This window comes from Bartonella sp. AA2SXKL, assembly GCF_042197205.1.
Lineage (GTDB): Bacteria > Pseudomonadota > Alphaproteobacteria > Rhizobiales > Rhizobiaceae > Bartonella.
The window spans coordinates 199,829-214,113 of sequence record NZ_JBHIRN010000002.1; the positions used below are offsets into that span (position 1 = coordinate 199,829).

Consider the following 14,285-nt stretch of genomic DNA (forward strand, 5'->3'; position numbering starts at 1 on the left):
ATACTGCCTTTATGAGGGTTTGGCGGTATCCGTTGAGGGGAAGGATGCACTCTTTAAGGGCTGGAGTGCATCCTTTTCATGGATTGAATGTACTCTTTGGAGGCCAAAGTACATTCATAGGGAAAGGCATATTCCATAAGAAACAGAGATAACCAAAAGATTTGTTTTTATATTTTTATTGATAGGTTGCTGTATTTGCGAGGGCTATTCATTCTTTATTCTCAATATTTAAGATGATTATGTGATAAGGGTTGTTCGTCAATACAATCGTAAAAGACGCTGATGTATTTTTATAAAAATTGAGATATTTTTGTGCCTTTTTCTTGTTTTTTTTGTGTTTACACAAGATATGCACGGCTTTTCAACAGTTTGTTTTTTTAGCTTTGCTAAGGGCGATGGCGTTGGCTAAACACTTCAATTGTTTTAACTGCTTCAATACCGCCTTAAAAAACAGTGCTTTATAATATGACAAAATAAGTTGTATAACTTTTGATTCTTACGCGATGCTAGAAAAAGGGGAATGTTAGGAGAGATGTTGTCTATATTCTTAGTTTATCTCTTAAGTTAGGAAGATTAACATACTTTCCGAATCTATTTTTTATTCGGTTTAACGGTTAAAGAGCAATATCTGAATGGAATCACACTTGTCTCATGTTTTTATTCTCACGCTTTAGATTTTTTCTCATAGGGATTTTGTTTTTAATGGGGGATTTTGTTTTTTAATGGGAGTTTACGCGACTCACATAAAACAGAATGTTCTAAATAGAATATATTTGTGTTGCACATTTACCTACTTGTTTAAAAACATTATGTGATCTTATTATCACAATTATATTGGTGATTGGGGATATTGGTAAATCTGATAATGGAGAAATCTCTTGTGAAGTGGATAAGCCTTTCTTTAAATTCTCATAAGGAAAAGCCAGCACATTATCATACTATTCGCGCCTCATATGATGACAGCCTTTGGCTCTTGAGCGTGTTCATAAGAGGCATTTTGATTCTTTATCTTTGAAATCTTTGAAGTGCGTTATTTCATATGTCTCTCATGTTTGTAATGTGGAAAAGACAAGGTGTTGATTGATGCAACATGAAATAAATTTAAAATGAGAGAATCCCTATGATATCTGCGTCTCTTAATTTTATATGGATAACGGGTTTTAATATGGATAACGGGATATGATGATTATAAATCAATATGTTGTCGTGATACATCAACCTGTTGGGGGGCGATAAAGAAAGTTATCCAATAGTTAAGTCATTCTGTTATGCCGTAAAACACGGTCATTTGAGGTTTGGTGATATGAAGCAAGCTTCCTTGGATATGTTTTAAGTGTTTTTTTAAGGGCGTGGTGAATCTTTAAGACAGAGCAAGATTCTGTTGCGCCTTGAGTTTAGCGGAAAAACCTGAATAGAAGCCAAGAGGGAATGGCAAACCAAGAGGGAAGTGTATCCAAGCTGTTTGTAAATCAGATTGAGTTAAGAATCTGTGTTCTTTAAGAATGGAACGCAAGTCAATTTGACAAAAGAATGATCTATTTTGCGGGTAAACCTTATGGAGGAATTATCACAAAGCTCATAAGGAAGTGATTTAAGACAATACAGTTATAAAAAAGTACAGTTATAAAAAAAAGTCCTCCGTCGCAATCAGAGGACCAAAAAGCAGGAGAATTTTAACATTGACTCGCAGGACGTGTCAAAAAAGAATAAATTTAAAAGGCCGTACTAAATACAAAAAAATCATACTTAAAGAACCTACCATATTATGGTTAGCAGAGAATTGAAAAAATAGCAATATAAAAAATACTTTTTACAAAAAATTTTGTCATTTTGCATTAAAACGTAATACTTTTTTCAATTGAATATTTGTTTTAAGACTCGATATTAATTAAACTATATTTAAAAATATTATGATACATGCAAGCATCTTGATAATATTCTTCAATCAAAAACGAATTAAGAGCCCCTCATGATTATAGGACTGATATGGGGGAAGGCTTTTTGTTTTTAAGAGTGTGGGGTGTATCTTAAGTATGTGTGAGGGGGGTGAAGTATTGTCCTTTTGGGTGTGGGCAAGGTAATGAAAATAGGGGCGAGAGCTGCTGGATGCTTGAGCCCGTGTGGGGGAGGTTTCTTTAGAGGGGGCGGGGCAACATGGGAGGCGGCTTAAAATGGCGAGGAGGGGGATTATTCAAAATGTTTATGGTTTGCATATCCCCAATGAAATGCGAGCAAGTCTAAACAATCTCGTAAATGATCGGCAAGGGAGTTTTGTTTGCGTTTTGAAGAACTTAATTCTTTGATCGCTTGTCCATAGCCGATAACGCGTTCAAGCAGTGAATAACCAAGAATACCCAGTTGAACTTTGATTGTTCTTAAATGATTGGAGGCTTCTATTTGACGTTCAATGGGGTGTGTGTACCCTTGGCTACAGGAAACCTTTTCACGGGTGTAGTCAAGGCTCATGTGAAGATCGGCTTGGCTTTGACGCCAGTAAAAATAAAAACGTTCTGCCGCTTTATATTGGGCTTTGCTGAGATGTCCTTTCGCATATAAAAGGGCAATGGGATGGCTTTGTGCATTGGCAATGGCATTGATAGTGCGCGGGTTGCTGGAACTTTCTGGATGATTGGGTTTAAAATAAGGATTACGCGTTTCTACAGGGATTTCTTGCGTCTTTAAATGACCAATGTGCTTTTCTTGATTTTGATGATCAAGCGGGCAGGTTTGCGTATTTTTTTTCTGCTTATGGGTCATAGCATCTCCTTAAAAATTTTAATTTTGCTTCTCGTTTTTTAAAAAATGTTGCTTGATCTAGGCAAAAGAGGGGGGTGAGAGGAAGACATGTGTTGGAGTGTGCCGTGGGGGTATGCGCTCTTGGGGGTGACTTGGACTGTTGCGCTTGTGTGTGGGAGCCCCATGGATTTGGCTCTTGAAAAGAGGGGTGTTTTGTCGCATGGTGGATTTTCCTTGAATGACTTGATGGGGGAGTGGCATGATGTTGCGCGGGCTTTTGTCTCTGAAGGGATTGGTGTTTAGCTGTATTGTAGCCTATGTCTCTGTGGCTGTTTATGTGGAAATGAAGGCTCTTGGGATGACGTGGGGCGTATTTTTACGAGCTGTGGCGTTTTATGGCATTCCCGGTATTTTCCTTATGTTGGGTTATGAAGTAATGCAGCGGCGTGGTGTAACGAAGGGTTTGTTCCTCAAGATGGTATTGTTGAGCTTCATTTTGGCTGCTGTCTCTGATTTTGTTTATGTGCAAGCCGAGCATTTTGGTTTGGCTCAGGTGTGGTTCTCAAACAAGTGGGTGTTTTATGTCCTTTTGGGCTTTGTCCTTGCTCTTATTTATAGAGGGGTAAGGCGTCTTGGGTTTAGGATTTCATTCTTTGAAAAGGATTGATCTTTTGCTGCATTTTTGGCATGGTCTCTGATTTTTGCTTATGAAGGAGCGGGGCGTATGGTGGTTGAGCGGGACATGTTTTTGAAGGGGCTGGCGTTTTTCTGCGTTATTGGCTTGGTTCTTGGTTTTGCTTATGAAGATGCGGGGCGACCGGCTATTACGTGGGAGGTGTTTTGGCAGGGGGTGGAGCTTTCTTGCATTGCTGGAGCTGTCTTTTGTTTTATTGTTGTGGGAGCAAACAGTAGAACTGTATCGTGGGGCGTGTTTTTCAAGGCTGTGGTGTTTTGCACCATTGCTGTAGTGGTTCTTGGCTTTGCTTATAAGGGAGCGAAGCATTTTGATATATCGTGGGAATTTTTAGTAATAGGAGCGGTGTTTGTTGCATTGCTGGCGCTGTCCTTGGTTTTGCTTATGAGGGTGCGGGGTAAATGGATATCGCGTGGGGTATTTTTATTGAAGTTTCTGGTGTTGGGTGGCGTTGTTGGAGCTGTTGTTGGGTTGGCGCATGTGGGAGTAAAGCATATGGGGGTTCGCTGGTTTGTGATCTCGAACAATGGGGTGTTTGCGGGCACTATTGGACTTGTTCCTTTTTTTGCTCTGGAGGGGGTACGGTGTGTGCGTGTACTGTTGGGGGGCTTAAAAAAATGAGCATTTTTCTTTCCCATGGGCGTGATCTTTGATGTTCTTTCTGTGAGGGGTATTTGATGTCGAACGATGTGATGTTTTGGCAGTGGTTGGGGTTTTTCTGCCCTTTGGCTCTCGCCTTTGTTTCTATTTATGTGGGAATAAGGTTTTTCGGGTTTACAAGGAAGGACTTTTTTAAGGGTGGGGTGCTTGCATTCTTTGTTGGCGTGACCTCTAAGTTTGTTTATGCGAAAGCTGAGCATTTTGGTTTGGCTCAGGTGTGGTTTTCAAACAAGTGGGTTTTTTACATTCTTTTTGGCGTTGTCTTTGGTCTTATCCTTGGGCTTATTTGTCTAGGGGCAAAGCGTCTTGGGTTTAGGCTTTCATTCTTTGCAAAGGATTGATCTTTTGCTGCATTTTTGGTTGTTCCTTGGTTTTGCTTATGAGGGTGCGGGGTGTATGGTGGTTGCATGGGACATGTTTTTGAAGGGGCTGGCGTTTAGTGGCGTTGTTGGAGCTGTTGTTGGATTGGCGCATGTGGGCGCCAAGCATATGGGCTGGAGCACGCATTGGTTCTTGAACGATGGGGGGCTGGGCACTATTGGACTTGTTCCTTTTTTGCTCTGGAGAGGGGTATGGTGTGTGCGTGTACTGTTGGGGGGCTTAAAAAAATGAGCATTTTTCTTTTCCACCGGCGTGATCTTTGATGTTCTTTCTGTGAGGGGTATTTGATGTCGAACAATGTGATGTTTTTGCTGTTGCCTTGGTTTTTCTGCTTTTTTGCTGTTGCCTTGATTTTTATTTATAAGGGAGCAAAGCGTCGCTCTGTTACAGGGTGGATGTTTTGGAGATGGGTGGTGCTTTATGGCGCCCTTGCCACCTACCTTGGTTTTATTTATGTGGGCGTGGGCAGGCGCGCTGTTGACGGGGAGCTGCTCTTGAAGGGGGCGGTATTTTCTTGCATTTTTGCAACTGTCCTTGGTTTGGTGCATCTGGGCGTCAAGAGTATGCCTGTTGCTTGGCAAGTGTTCTTAAAAGCAGTTATGTTTTGTTGCATGATGGGCTTTATCCTGTGGTTTGCTGCTGTGGGTGTCAGAGATATGGATAGCATAAGGGCGGTATTCTTAAAGGTTTTGCTCTTGTCTGTATTGTTGAAAGTGCTCTTGGGGTTCTTTATACGCGAGCAAGGTGATACGGTGTTACAGAGGTCGTTGCGTGCTTTGAATTTTGTGCTGTTTTTCTGCATTTTGGCACCAATTCTTTGTTTTACCCGTCTGGGAGCAGAGAATCTAGGGTTGAGCTGGCTTTGGTTCTCGGATGAGAGGGTGTTGCCCTTTATTGTTGGATTTTTTTCTCCTTTGATTTATCAGGGTATAAGGCGTGCGCGTGTTCTATGGGCTTGGTTCTTAAAGTAGGGTGTGTTTTTTTGTCTTATGGGTGTGATCTTTAATGGGCTTGCTGTGAGGGGTATGTGATGTCGAACGATTTGTTTTTTTTGCTGTTGTTGGTGTTTTCCTACCTTTTTATTGTTGTCGTTATTGGTACTTATAGGCTTTCCAAGCGCTTCGATATTCCGTGGTGGCGGGCGGCGTTTTATTGTATTTTTGGTGTTTCCCTCTTTTTGAAGGAAGTGCTGTTTTACGGCGTTTTAGGAGTCGTCCTTTTTTTAGCTCTTTTGGGGATGGAGAGTATGGACATACCATGGGGACTCCTGTCCTTGATGGGGATCGTGTTTGCTGCACTGTTGGAGTGGTTCTTGATTTTGCATATGAGGGGGCGGCGAGATGGGGTGGTGACGCGTTGTTTGTGGTTATTGAAGGGGGGGGTGTTTTGCGCCGTTGTTGGAGCGATCTTTTTTTGTTTCCGTCTGGGAGCAGAGAATCTAGGGTTGGGCTGGCTTTGGTTCGCGAAGGATTGGGTGTTTTTCATCATTTGTGGATTGATCCTTCCTGTTGTTTCTGTGGGAGCAAGGCGTGCGCGTTTGAAAGCGGAGGCGTTTTTAAAGAGAGTGGGGTTTATGGGGCATTACAGATAACGTCGAGGGAATGATTGTTCAAAAGAACAGCGATAGCGGTAGGTTTGGGGATCAAACCAAAGCCCTATTTTGCCTTCAAAATCACCAGAACGTTGTTTGGCAATATTCATAATGACACCTGGGCGTTTGGCTAAATCTGCTTTTTCTTGTGCGAGAGAGGCGGCAAAGATTTTATCTTCCAACGACCGATTGCGCCAAATGGTGATGATGTTAAAGGCATTGGCACCAATTTCTGAGGCGCCTTTAATGTCTTCTGTGCTGGGGATATCTTTATCCAGACCGCCTTTGCGGGCATGGGCGACAAGGTGGATGTGCACACTGTTTAAAACAGCCCAATCAACCATTTTATAAACGGCTTGTTCTTGTCTTGCATAATCATCAGAGGCAATGCCAAGCCGCATCAAACTGTCGATGATAAATTGATCGCAGCCATAGCGCGCACGACAATAGTCAAAGACTTCAAGCAAGGTGTCAACGCTTGATTTGCCAACATGTTCATAAAGAATAAGCCCTTCGTCTAAAAAATGAAGAATCCGTTCAATCGTCTCTTTTGTAGGCTGTTCTAAGCCGCCCGTTTGTTTGGTTAAACGGCGAAGCGATTGTTCTCCTTTCATTTCTAGAGACGCTAAGCAAAGGCGACTCTTTTGTGCAATCCAATGGGGAATACAGTCTGATAATAATTGGCTTTTACCTGCACCACTCGCACCGCTCCAGAGCGTTAATTCTGCTGGGCGGAAATGCAATTTGTCCTTCAGTTTAGGATAGGGAACCGTATAACCAAGATGTTTTTCAGGCTCTGGCCAAAAAAGCCCAATCACTTGATCTTTATAGTCTGAGGCGCGCCGTAAACCTTCTGGTGCAAAGCTTTGTGCTGAGGAAAAGGCGGCTTTTATGGTGGCTTTATCGATCCCTGCGGTTAAACAGTCATTGGCATCTTTAAGGGGTAAACGGACACGGTAGCAACGGTGGCGTCCAAGCCTGCTGGCAATCTCACGGGCTGCTTCTTCTCCGGGCGGATCCATATCGGTGGCTAAAAAAATCGTTTCAAAAGATTCTAAATGATCAAATTCATTTTCAATCCAGTTGTGTTTTCCTCCACTGCCTCCTCCAAAGGGAACAGAAACCGCCGGATATCCATAGGCGGCTAAGGATAGCGCATCAATTTCTCCTTCAGTGATAACAATGGTACGGTTTGTTGAAGAAAGAATGGGAAATGGCGCCTGTTGGGGGGTGTGTGTGGGTGCCTGTTGGTGTGTGTGTGTGGAGGTGGGGTTGGTTGAGGCGGTGTTTTGGGGCGCCTGTGTGGAGGCGTGGTTGGTTGAGGCGGTGTTTTGGGATGCCTTTGTGGAGGGGTGGTTGGTTGAGGCGGTGTTTTGGGATGCCTTTGTGGAGGTGGGGTTGATTGAGGTGGTGTTTTGGGATGCCTGCGTGGAGGCGTGGTTGATTGAGGTGGTGTTTTGGGATGCCTGTGTAGAGGTGGGGTTGGTTGTGGCGGTGTTTTGGGGTGCCTGCTGAGGTGTGTGTTGGGTTACCTGCTGGGATGTGTGCGGGGATGCCTGCGTGGAGGTGAGGTTAGTTGAGGCGGTGTTTTGGAATGCCTGTGTGGAGGTGGGGTTGGTTGAGGGTACCTGCTGGGCGGTGTTTTGGGGTACCTGCTGAGGTGCGTGTTGGGTTACCTGTTGGGATGTGTGCAGGGATGCCTTTGTGGAGGCGGGGTTGATTGTGGCGGTGTTTTGGGGTGCCTGTGTGGAGGTGGGGTTGGTTGAGGGTACCTGCTGGGGTGTGTTTTGGGGTGCCTGCTGGGATGTGTGCGTGGAGGGGTGGTTTGTGGGGTAAAGGGCTTGCCAACCAAATAAAATCGGTTCACATTGGGAGGCTGTTGGTTTTGTTTTTGCTCCCGTTTGTGCAAGCCGTTCTTTGACTAAAGCAAGGGTGCCGTCGGGTTTATAAAAGGGGAAAATGATTTTTTCGCCATTTTCTCCTATGCGGTAACGCTTTATAATCTCTAGAGGAATGTGGCGTTCTTTGTGGAGATAGGTTTTTACAAGATTTTGCGGGGGGCGCCCTGTAGGGACCGGTGGACGGCGATAGGAACGATGGGGTGCCATAAAGGGTTTGGGGCGTGTCAGATTGAGAGCCGCGCGTGCTTCTTCTAAGGCTTGAGAGAGGCTAATGCCTTTGACTTCACACCAAAGGTCTAAAAGATCTCCTCCTGTGCTTTCTGCAAAATCATACCAAAGTCCTGCTTTACTACCACTCAAGCAAATCGATAAACTTTGACCAGCTTCACCACGTGTGTTGCCTACAATCCAATTGTTGCCTCGTTTGTGCCCTTGGGGAAGAAGCATTTCTGCTATTTTATCGGCTTGTGAGATAAGTTTTTGTTTGATTTCAAAAATTGTGCTCATGGTCATTCGTGATATTATTGTCGTTTTTCTCAAGATGTGAGAAGTGAGGATTCTGTTTTTGCTGTTCTCGTTGTTCGATCACATGGTGAAAGGTCTTATGCTATACGGTCCTTTTTTGCGCGGGACTTGCTCTATCCTGAAAGTTTTTGAAATGGCTGTGTTGGTATCTGTTTGCCAAGGGTTTAGGAAGGTGGAGCCCTTTGAGAGGGGCGCGTTGGAAGCAGGTAGGGTGGATGATGCAAGAAGGTGGGGTGGATATGTCTGTGAGAGTGTGGTGCATGTTGGAGTGTCCTGTTGGGGGGGGTGGGGCATGAGTTGGGATGCCTGTGTGGGAGGGGGAGTGCCAAAGAGTTTGCTTTTCATTGAAGTTTTTTGAAGCTGCTCTGTTGATGTCTGCTTGCCAAGAGCATGGGAAGTGGCGCCTTGAGAAAAAGGAGGAAGGTGGAAAGGAGGAAGGATGCAAGAAGGTGGGGTGGATGTCTGAGAGTGTGGTGCATGCTGGGGTCCTGTTGGGGGATACCTTGTTGGGGCATGAGTTGGGGTGCCTGTGTGGAGGGGTGGTTTGTTGCCAAAGAGTTTGCTTTTCATTGAAGGTTTTTGAAGCTGCTCTGTTGATGTCTGCTTGCCAAGAGCATGGGAAGTGGCGCCTTGGGAAAAGGAGGAAGGTGGAAAGGAGGAAGGGGGTGAAAGAAGGGCGGGGTGGATATGCCTGAGGGGGTGGTGCATGCTGGAGTCCTGGTGTATTGGGGTGCATGTTGGGGTGTGTATGTTGGGGTGCCTGTGAGGGTCTTTTGCGTGGGGAAAACGCTTTTGTGATGAGAGAAAAATGGTCGATGTTGACGCGTTTTGCTGTGTGAAGAGCTTATTTCATTGTTGTTTTGCCGCCTTTTGTTTTGTTCTGTGTTGTTTTGTCCGATGCTGTTGTGGTGTTGAAGCATTTTTGTCCCCGCGCTTGCTTGAAAAATACGTTGTTTGTGTGATGTCAAAAATTGTCGTTATAGTTGATCAAACTGCGGTAAAGCGTGTCGTTGTTCTCAGAGGTAAAAGATGAGGAGCCTCCCTGTTTTTGCTGTTCTTGCCGTTCGATCTCACGGCGAAACCAGTTGCGCCATGTGGCTTGCCAGTCTACTTTGAGAGCTTCTTTGCCGCCTTTGGCTTGCCAATAGTCGCGAAACTTCTTTTCTTGCCAATGGGCTTGGCTTTCACTCAAGCCTTCTGAAACTGCCGCCTTGATGTCTGCTTGCCAATGCTCAGGAAGACGATGCCCTTTGGTAACTGAGGTTGTGGTTTTTTTGTTGGTGCAAAGCGGGATGGAGGCAGGAAGATTGCTGGGGGGAAGAGTGGTGGCGGATTTTGTTTTTTCCCCCGTGACAATTTGCGCGATAGGGGCGGGAGTGAACTCGTCTTGGGGAGCTTTTAAAGGGGAGGCGTTTTTTTGCTCCGCTTCTGCTTGGGCAGGCAAAGGGAGAGGTGAATCAAGAGCCGGTGAGGGGGATGGATGATCGCTTTGTTCAAAGTTCTCTTCGCAGGAAAAACAAGGTTCTGTCTCATCAAACAAAATTTTCTTTTCTAAAACACCGTAAGGTGTTTCCTTTTCTTCTGCCTTTTGAGCTTTTGAGTTTTGTGCAACATCTTTTGGACTTTCGTTAAGCAGTTGTTGCATCTCTGCATTGATTTTCTTGCGTTTTTTTGCCGAAGAACGACCCGCAAAGGATTTTTGTTCAAGCAATTTTTCACGCTCTTGAAAAACATTTTCGCAACGCTTGTTCCATAATCCATTGGCTAAATTTAAAATCTTACCCTCTTGGATGAGCATCTCTAAAACATTAACAAAAGTTCGCTTGTCACAACCACAAAGACGCGCTAAACGTTCTTTCGATATTTCTAAAGGTCGGCCACGGGCATACATTTCATTGAGAAGAATCGTATAGATTCCAATTTCGTGTGCGCGCATCCCACGTACACCTCCTAGAAAGTCATTTTGATACCAACAAACATATGGAAGCCTAGACGATTCATAATGAGGAGTTTCTTGTTGATTAGCGTGTTTCATACTGCAATCTACTTTCTTCTTTTTTATACATTTTTATTGATGATAAAAGCTCAAATAAGGATTTAACTTGTGTTGCTTTTGGCTCTGTTCGATGATGACTAGAGGCTTCTTTACGATGCTTATAAATGATTGGCTGTGCTTGAAGAGCATGCAAACTTACGATTTAAGATTGCGGTGATGGAAAAAATAAAGAATACCACACATTCTCAACGTACTTGCTTTTGGGCAGAAGCTTTGGAGGTGGTCTTTTATATCCGGTAGGGTGGTTAAAGTGTTTTTATGATCTAAAAATAAAAAAAAATTTCCCCCTAAAAAGTAAAATTTGTTTCCTTAATTTTATCCTTTTTAGAGGATAATGCAAGCCCGTTTTATAAAAAGGACGTGTTTTTTTAAAAAGACGCGCTATATGGTGAAATTATGAATATCGATGGTTGGCGTCAAAGATTAAGAATCGCTTTGGAAAAAAGTGGGCGGTCAAAAAGATCTATCTCCCTCGCTGCCGGTAAAGGCGCGGGGTACCTTCATTCTATTCTTTCTGAAGGAAAAGAACCAACAATCGAATCTCTCTCGCGAATTTGTCACGAAATTAATATCAGTATGAATTATATTCTTTACGGGAAAGGGGCTAGCCCTGAAGATAAAGAATTTATAGAGCTTATTTCGAAACTCTCTCCGCAAGAGAGACAGGCGATTTTGACTCTTTTGCGGCGACCAATTGACGAAGCTTCAAAATAACTTCCTTCTGTGCTTTTGAGTCAAGGCGACTCCAGTGTTTTATTAATATTATGTCACTCATTTTATCTCTCCTGTGTGTTTATAATTGCAATTTTGTAAGAACAAATAGAGAACAACAAAGGGGCATGAGAGGAACAAAGAATAATAGATTTTTCTTTACATATGTCATTTGAACCCCGTAGATATTTAAAATATATCTTTTATGAAGGATAAAATGGTTGACATCTCTCCTATAGAGGATATAAGACTAACGCTATATTTAGTCTTGTCAAGACAAGGCTATGCTTTATCAACTATCTAAAGGGGGAAATCATGAAAAATATTTCATTCGTTAAAGAGGATGAAATCATTGTCGTTTTATGCGAAGAGGAAAATCCTTGTACTTATGAAGGACCAATCGACGAAATCGAAGAAGTGCTCGAACTGATTGAAGAATGTGAAACTGTTTATAGAGTTTTACGACTCGATCTGACAACTTCTCATGCTGAAGATGTTACCGAACAAATGGCGGATTTTTATGTCGAAAATCATGAAATAAATGAAGAAAATACACAATTGCAGCCCTTCATTTTGAATAGTGAAGCTTATCATGCTTGTTTAAATGAAAGAGCGGCTTGCGATTATGAAGATAATCTCTATGGCTCTTATGAAAAACAGCATCGTTTACGCCCATGTGATGTCTTGACAGATTATTGGTGGTAAACATGCCAAGTTATCTCAAGACTTCGTATCAAGGGATTCCACTTTATTATGCTGGAAATATGCGGAATTTAATCAGACTCGAACCACAAAAACACAACGCTATACTTTTTATATCGCAAGAGGTGGCTCAGTCTATGGCAAAAAAATTGGAGGAAGAATATTGCCGCCATGATTTTTCCGTCGTGCAGTAGCAGGGTTGAAAAAAGAAGCCGCAATGATGGGCCCAAGTGCTTTTTCATTGCGGTGACAATGGTGCACATTATGCTTTCGTTCTTGGGGGGGGACGACTTGGGGGTGGAGAGCTTTGCGGGGATTTTCTTAGCCGATATGGAAAGGAGGGCATGAAGAAAAGAGCCCTATATATGGGGAATTGCGGACGCTTGTGTGGGGGGAAGTTGCCGGCTGGTTCATTGGGGGATAAGACAATGGGGGGGCAGGTCGTCATCCAGTGACTTGGAGTGACACGGAAAGCATGCTGGAGAACAAAAATGAAGGCTTAGGGGGAAGATAAGCAGCAGTACAGACAGGTTCCAACCTATAAAAAGGCACGTTCAAGGGGGAAAAGAGCCGGTTTTTGTGTTTTTGCGGCACGCAAGTAGGGAGCTTGGAATGATACGTAAAGCATGCTGGAAAATGGAAGGAGGTGTTTGACGGGGGAGGTCGTTAAAGCTTGTTTAGACATATTGGGACACGTGGGGGGCTTTGGGGTGCTTTTGTGTTGAGTGCTGGGAGAGCGCCGCAATGATGGGCCCAAGTGTTTTTTCATTGTGGTGACAATGGTGTGCGTTATGCTTTCGTTCTTGGGGGAGACGACTTGGGGGGGCTTAGCTGATATGGAAAAGGAGGGGATGAGAAACTTCTGGGGAGGAGGGATGTTGGGGGGAAGCTTGTTGGGGAAAATGTTGGTGGTTGGCTGGTTAAGAGGGAGGACGAGTGGGGGAGAGGAGAGCTTGAAGCGTATGCAAGGCATATGCTGGAGGGGAGATATGAGGTGTGGAAAAGGGGGGCAGCCGTACAAGCGTTGAGGAGATGTCAATCTTTAAAAAAAGTTCCGTGTAGGGGGAAGGAGTAGAGTGTTGGAGGAGGGGAGAAAGCAGAGGGCTTTGAGCGCAGGGAGTGCAAAGAGCTTGGATATGAATGTGAAAGCATGTTGGGAAATGAGGGAAGGTGTTTGAGAGGGAAGAAGAGGAAGGCGCTATGGGAGCGCGGTTCTGACCGTTTTTGTATTGAGCCTTAGGGGGCAATGATGGGCGAGAGGTTTTTTTATCGGGGAGAAAATATCACGCGTTATGCTTTCGTCTAGGGAGGGCGCCGCTTGGGGGCTTAACCGATATGGAAAAGGAGGGGATGAGAAACTTGTGGGGAGGGGGATGTTGAGGGGGGCGTTTCCAACAGCTTTTGTGATTTCAGCAGCACAATATTTAAGGATGCTGTCATTCTTAGTGGGGAATGCATCTTAAAAGATATGAATGTTTCAAAGAGAATATGTTGCAAAAAAAAACACCTTAAAGATGAAGGGGAGAAATACTATGCCAATCATTATCGATTGTATTCAAGGAACAGAAGAATGGCAGCAAGCGCGTAATGGTTTGATTACGGCTTCGTTGTTTGAGATGGTTATGGCACGAACAAAACAAGGGCAAAAAACGTCACGCTATCAGAGTGTGATGATGAAATTGGCGGGAGAAAGAATTACCGGAAAAACCGTTGATGAAGGGGCAACACTTTCTATGCGACGTGGGACTGAATTAGAACCAAGCGCGCGACAGCTTTATGGGAAACTGACACATACAGAACCTGAATGTATTGGCTTTGTTTTGGCAGATGATCGCGAACAAGGATTTTCCCCCGATGCTTTTGTTGGAAAAAATGGCTTATTAGAAATTAAAACAAAAAAACCTGAAATTTTAATTCCTCATTTCATGCAAAAGGGCTTTCCAGCAGAACATAAAGCACAATGTCAAGGGGGATTATGGATTTCTCAACGCGAATGGGTGGATTTAATGCTCTATTGGCCGGATATGCCCCCTTTGATTAAACGGGCTTATCGTGATGAAGCGTATATTTGCAAGCTTGAAAATGAAATTAGCCGTTTTAATGAGGCTTTGGAGAAGATGGTACAGCAAATTAAATCGGTTGAGACAGGTTTTCATATAAGAACAGAAATTGCTTTGAAGGAGGGAGAAAGCGGGGAGTTTGGAGCGCATGCAAGACGTATGCTGGAGGGCAAAACAAGAATGAGGCGGGCAAGAAAGGGATCTTGTGTAGCGTTGAGGAGAGGCAAAGTTCTATAAAAAGGAAAGAGCAGAGGGGGAAAAGAGCAAA

Annotated in this window: 18 protein-coding genes; 14 read left to right on the forward strand and 4 right to left on the reverse strand. The window is 43.8% G+C overall.

Features of this window, described 5'->3' with window-relative positions:
• Positions 1 to 2,187 precede the first annotated feature (2,187 nt).
• The gene (locus tag ACFINS_RS02210; RefSeq protein WP_375705834.1) at positions 2,188 to 2,757 is read right to left on the reverse strand and encodes a hypothetical protein; all 570 of its coding nucleotides are present in this window, start codon (positions 2,755 to 2,757) and stop codon (positions 2,188 to 2,190) included.
• A gap of 87 nt (positions 2,758 to 2,844) precedes the next feature.
• Here ACFINS_RS02210 and ACFINS_RS02215 point away from each other — a divergent pair, with 87 nt between their 5' ends.
• The 7 genes from ACFINS_RS02215 to ACFINS_RS02245 are packed head-to-tail and all read left to right on the forward strand — an operon-like array spanning position 2,845 to position 6,062.
• Complete coding sequence (locus ACFINS_RS02215; protein ID WP_375705835.1) at positions 2,845 to 3,039, forward strand: hypothetical protein; 195 nt, start codon at positions 2,845 to 2,847, stop codon at positions 3,037 to 3,039.
• Positions 2,996 to 3,403 carry a hypothetical protein gene (locus ACFINS_RS02220; RefSeq protein ID WP_375611636.1) on the forward strand — a complete coding sequence of 136 codons (408 nt, stop codon included), beginning with the start codon at positions 2,996 to 2,998 and terminating at the stop codon, positions 3,401 to 3,403. Before ACFINS_RS02215 ends, ACFINS_RS02220 begins: the two co-directional genes overlap by 44 nt.
• Before the next feature lie 15 nt (positions 3,404 to 3,418).
• Complete coding sequence (locus tag ACFINS_RS02225) at positions 3,419 to 4,051, forward strand: hypothetical protein (RefSeq protein WP_375705836.1); 633 nt, start codon at positions 3,419 to 3,421, stop codon at positions 4,049 to 4,051.
• A 56-nt stretch (positions 4,052 to 4,107) separates the two neighbouring features.
• Positions 4,108 to 4,431, forward strand: coding sequence for a hypothetical protein (locus ACFINS_RS02230; protein WP_375682133.1), 324 nt, complete (start codon positions 4,108 to 4,110; stop codon positions 4,429 to 4,431).
• A 4-nt stretch (positions 4,432 to 4,435) separates the two neighbouring features.
• Entirely contained in the window at positions 4,436 to 4,702 is a 267-nt protein-coding gene (locus ACFINS_RS02235; protein WP_375705837.1) for a hypothetical protein, read from the forward strand.
• Positions 4,703 to 4,758: 56 nt separating this feature from the next.
• Positions 4,759 to 5,442, forward strand: coding sequence for a hypothetical protein (locus tag ACFINS_RS02240; protein WP_375705838.1), 684 nt, complete (start codon positions 4,759 to 4,761; stop codon positions 5,440 to 5,442).
• A 59-nt stretch (positions 5,443 to 5,501) separates the two neighbouring features.
• A complete protein-coding gene (locus ACFINS_RS02245) occupies positions 5,502 to 6,062 on the forward strand; it encodes a hypothetical protein (protein WP_375705839.1) in 561 nt (186 codons plus the stop codon).
• Here the strand turns inward: ACFINS_RS02245 and ACFINS_RS02250 are convergent.
• Positions 6,053 to 8,470 carry a toprim domain-containing protein gene (locus ACFINS_RS02250; protein ID WP_375705840.1) on the reverse strand — a complete coding sequence of 806 codons (2,418 nt, stop codon included), beginning with the start codon at positions 8,468 to 8,470 and terminating at the stop codon, positions 6,053 to 6,055. The two genes, ACFINS_RS02245 and ACFINS_RS02250, sit on opposite strands and share 10 nt — an antisense overlap.
• A 362-nt stretch (positions 8,471 to 8,832) precedes the next feature.
• Here ACFINS_RS02250 and ACFINS_RS02255 point away from each other — a divergent pair, with 362 nt between their 5' ends.
• Positions 8,833 to 9,183 carry a hypothetical protein gene (locus ACFINS_RS02255; protein ID WP_375705841.1) on the forward strand — a complete coding sequence of 117 codons (351 nt, stop codon included), beginning with the start codon at positions 8,833 to 8,835 and terminating at the stop codon, positions 9,181 to 9,183.
• Positions 9,184 to 9,452: 269 nt separating this feature from the next.
• Here ACFINS_RS02255 and ACFINS_RS02260 read toward each other — a convergent pair whose 3' ends face one another.
• Complete coding sequence (locus tag ACFINS_RS02260) at positions 9,453 to 10,523, reverse strand: YdaU family protein (protein ID WP_375705842.1); 1,071 nt, start codon at positions 10,521 to 10,523, stop codon at positions 9,453 to 9,455.
• Positions 10,524 to 10,940: 417 nt separating this feature from the next.
• Here ACFINS_RS02260 and ACFINS_RS02265 point away from each other — a divergent pair, with 417 nt between their 5' ends.
• From ACFINS_RS02265 to ACFINS_RS02275, 3 genes are all read left to right on the forward strand, one after another.
• Positions 10,941 to 11,258, forward strand: coding sequence for an XRE family transcriptional regulator (locus tag ACFINS_RS02265; protein WP_273790852.1), 318 nt, complete (start codon positions 10,941 to 10,943; stop codon positions 11,256 to 11,258).
• 312 nt (positions 11,259 to 11,570) lie between these two features.
• The gene (locus ACFINS_RS02270) at positions 11,571 to 11,960 is read left to right on the forward strand and encodes a hypothetical protein (protein WP_375651140.1); all 390 of its coding nucleotides are present in this window, start codon (positions 11,571 to 11,573) and stop codon (positions 11,958 to 11,960) included.
• A 2-nt stretch (positions 11,961 to 11,962) separates the two neighbouring features.
• Positions 11,963 to 12,151 carry a hypothetical protein gene (locus tag ACFINS_RS02275; protein ID WP_273790850.1) on the forward strand — a complete coding sequence of 63 codons (189 nt, stop codon included), beginning with the start codon at positions 11,963 to 11,965 and terminating at the stop codon, positions 12,149 to 12,151.
• 344 nt (positions 12,152 to 12,495) lie between these two features.
• On the opposite strand, the gene ACFINS_RS02280 is transcribed toward ACFINS_RS02275, so the two are convergent.
• A complete protein-coding gene (locus ACFINS_RS02280) occupies positions 12,496 to 12,642 on the reverse strand; it encodes a hypothetical protein (RefSeq protein WP_375705843.1) in 147 nt (48 codons plus the stop codon).
• A 106-nt stretch (positions 12,643 to 12,748) separates the two neighbouring features.
• On the opposite strand from ACFINS_RS02280, the gene ACFINS_RS02285 reads away from it, so the two are divergent.
• The 3 genes from ACFINS_RS02285 (at position 12,749) to ACFINS_RS02295 (ending at position 14,254) form a co-directional block, all read left to right on the forward strand.
• A complete protein-coding gene (locus ACFINS_RS02285) occupies positions 12,749 to 12,985 on the forward strand; it encodes a hypothetical protein (protein ID WP_375705844.1) in 237 nt (78 codons plus the stop codon).
• A 264-nt stretch (positions 12,986 to 13,249) separates the two neighbouring features.
• Positions 13,250 to 13,420 carry a hypothetical protein gene (locus ACFINS_RS02290; protein WP_375638470.1) on the forward strand — a complete coding sequence of 57 codons (171 nt, stop codon included), beginning with the start codon at positions 13,250 to 13,252 and terminating at the stop codon, positions 13,418 to 13,420.
• Positions 13,421 to 13,489: 69 nt separating this feature from the next.
• Entirely contained in the window at positions 13,490 to 14,254 is a 765-nt protein-coding gene (locus ACFINS_RS02295; protein ID WP_375705845.1) for a lambda exonuclease family protein, read from the forward strand.
• Positions 14,255 to 14,285 lie beyond the last annotated feature (31 nt).

Bases quoted from the DNA above. Each gene is read 5' to 3' on its own strand.
- ACFINS_RS02210 (WP_375705834.1), bottom strand. From the start codon at position 2,757: ATGACCCATAAGCAGAAAAAAAATACGCAAACCTGCCCGCTTGATCAT.
- ACFINS_RS02215 (WP_375705835.1), top strand. From the start codon at position 2,845: ATGTGTTGGAGTGTGCCGTGGGGGTATGCGCTCTTGGGGGTGACTTGG.
- ACFINS_RS02220 (WP_375611636.1), top strand. From the start codon at position 2,996: ATGATGTTGCGCGGGCTTTTGTCTCTGAAGGGATTGGTGTTTAGCTGT.
- ACFINS_RS02230 (WP_375682133.1), top strand. From the start codon at position 4,108: ATGTCGAACGATGTGATGTTTTGGCAGTGGTTGGGGTTTTTCTGCCCT.
- ACFINS_RS02240 (WP_375705838.1), top strand. From the start codon at position 4,759: ATGTCGAACAATGTGATGTTTTTGCTGTTGCCTTGGTTTTTCTGCTTT.
- ACFINS_RS02245 (WP_375705839.1), top strand. From the start codon at position 5,502: ATGTCGAACGATTTGTTTTTTTTGCTGTTGTTGGTGTTTTCCTACCTT.
- ACFINS_RS02250 (WP_375705840.1), bottom strand. From the start codon at position 8,470: ATGAGCACAATTTTTGAAATCAAACAAAAACTTATCTCACAAGCCGAT.
- ACFINS_RS02260 (WP_375705842.1), bottom strand. From the start codon at position 10,523: ATGAAACACGCTAATCAACAAGAAACTCCTCATTATGAATCGTCTAGG.
- ACFINS_RS02265 (WP_273790852.1), top strand. From the start codon at position 10,941: ATGAATATCGATGGTTGGCGTCAAAGATTAAGAATCGCTTTGGAAAAA.
- ACFINS_RS02270 (WP_375651140.1), top strand. From the start codon at position 11,571: ATGAAAAATATTTCATTCGTTAAAGAGGATGAAATCATTGTCGTTTTA.
- ACFINS_RS02275 (WP_273790850.1), top strand. From the start codon at position 11,963: ATGCCAAGTTATCTCAAGACTTCGTATCAAGGGATTCCACTTTATTAT.
- ACFINS_RS02280 (WP_375705843.1), bottom strand. From the start codon at position 12,642: ATGTCTAAACAAGCTTTAACGACCTCCCCCGTCAAACACCTCCTTCCA.
- ACFINS_RS02285 (WP_375705844.1), top strand. From the start codon at position 12,749: ATGCTTTCGTTCTTGGGGGAGACGACTTGGGGGGGCTTAGCTGATATG.
- ACFINS_RS02290 (WP_375638470.1), top strand. From the start codon at position 13,250: ATGCTTTCGTCTAGGGAGGGCGCCGCTTGGGGGCTTAACCGATATGGA.
- ACFINS_RS02295 (WP_375705845.1), top strand. From the start codon at position 13,490: ATGCCAATCATTATCGATTGTATTCAAGGAACAGAAGAATGGCAGCAA.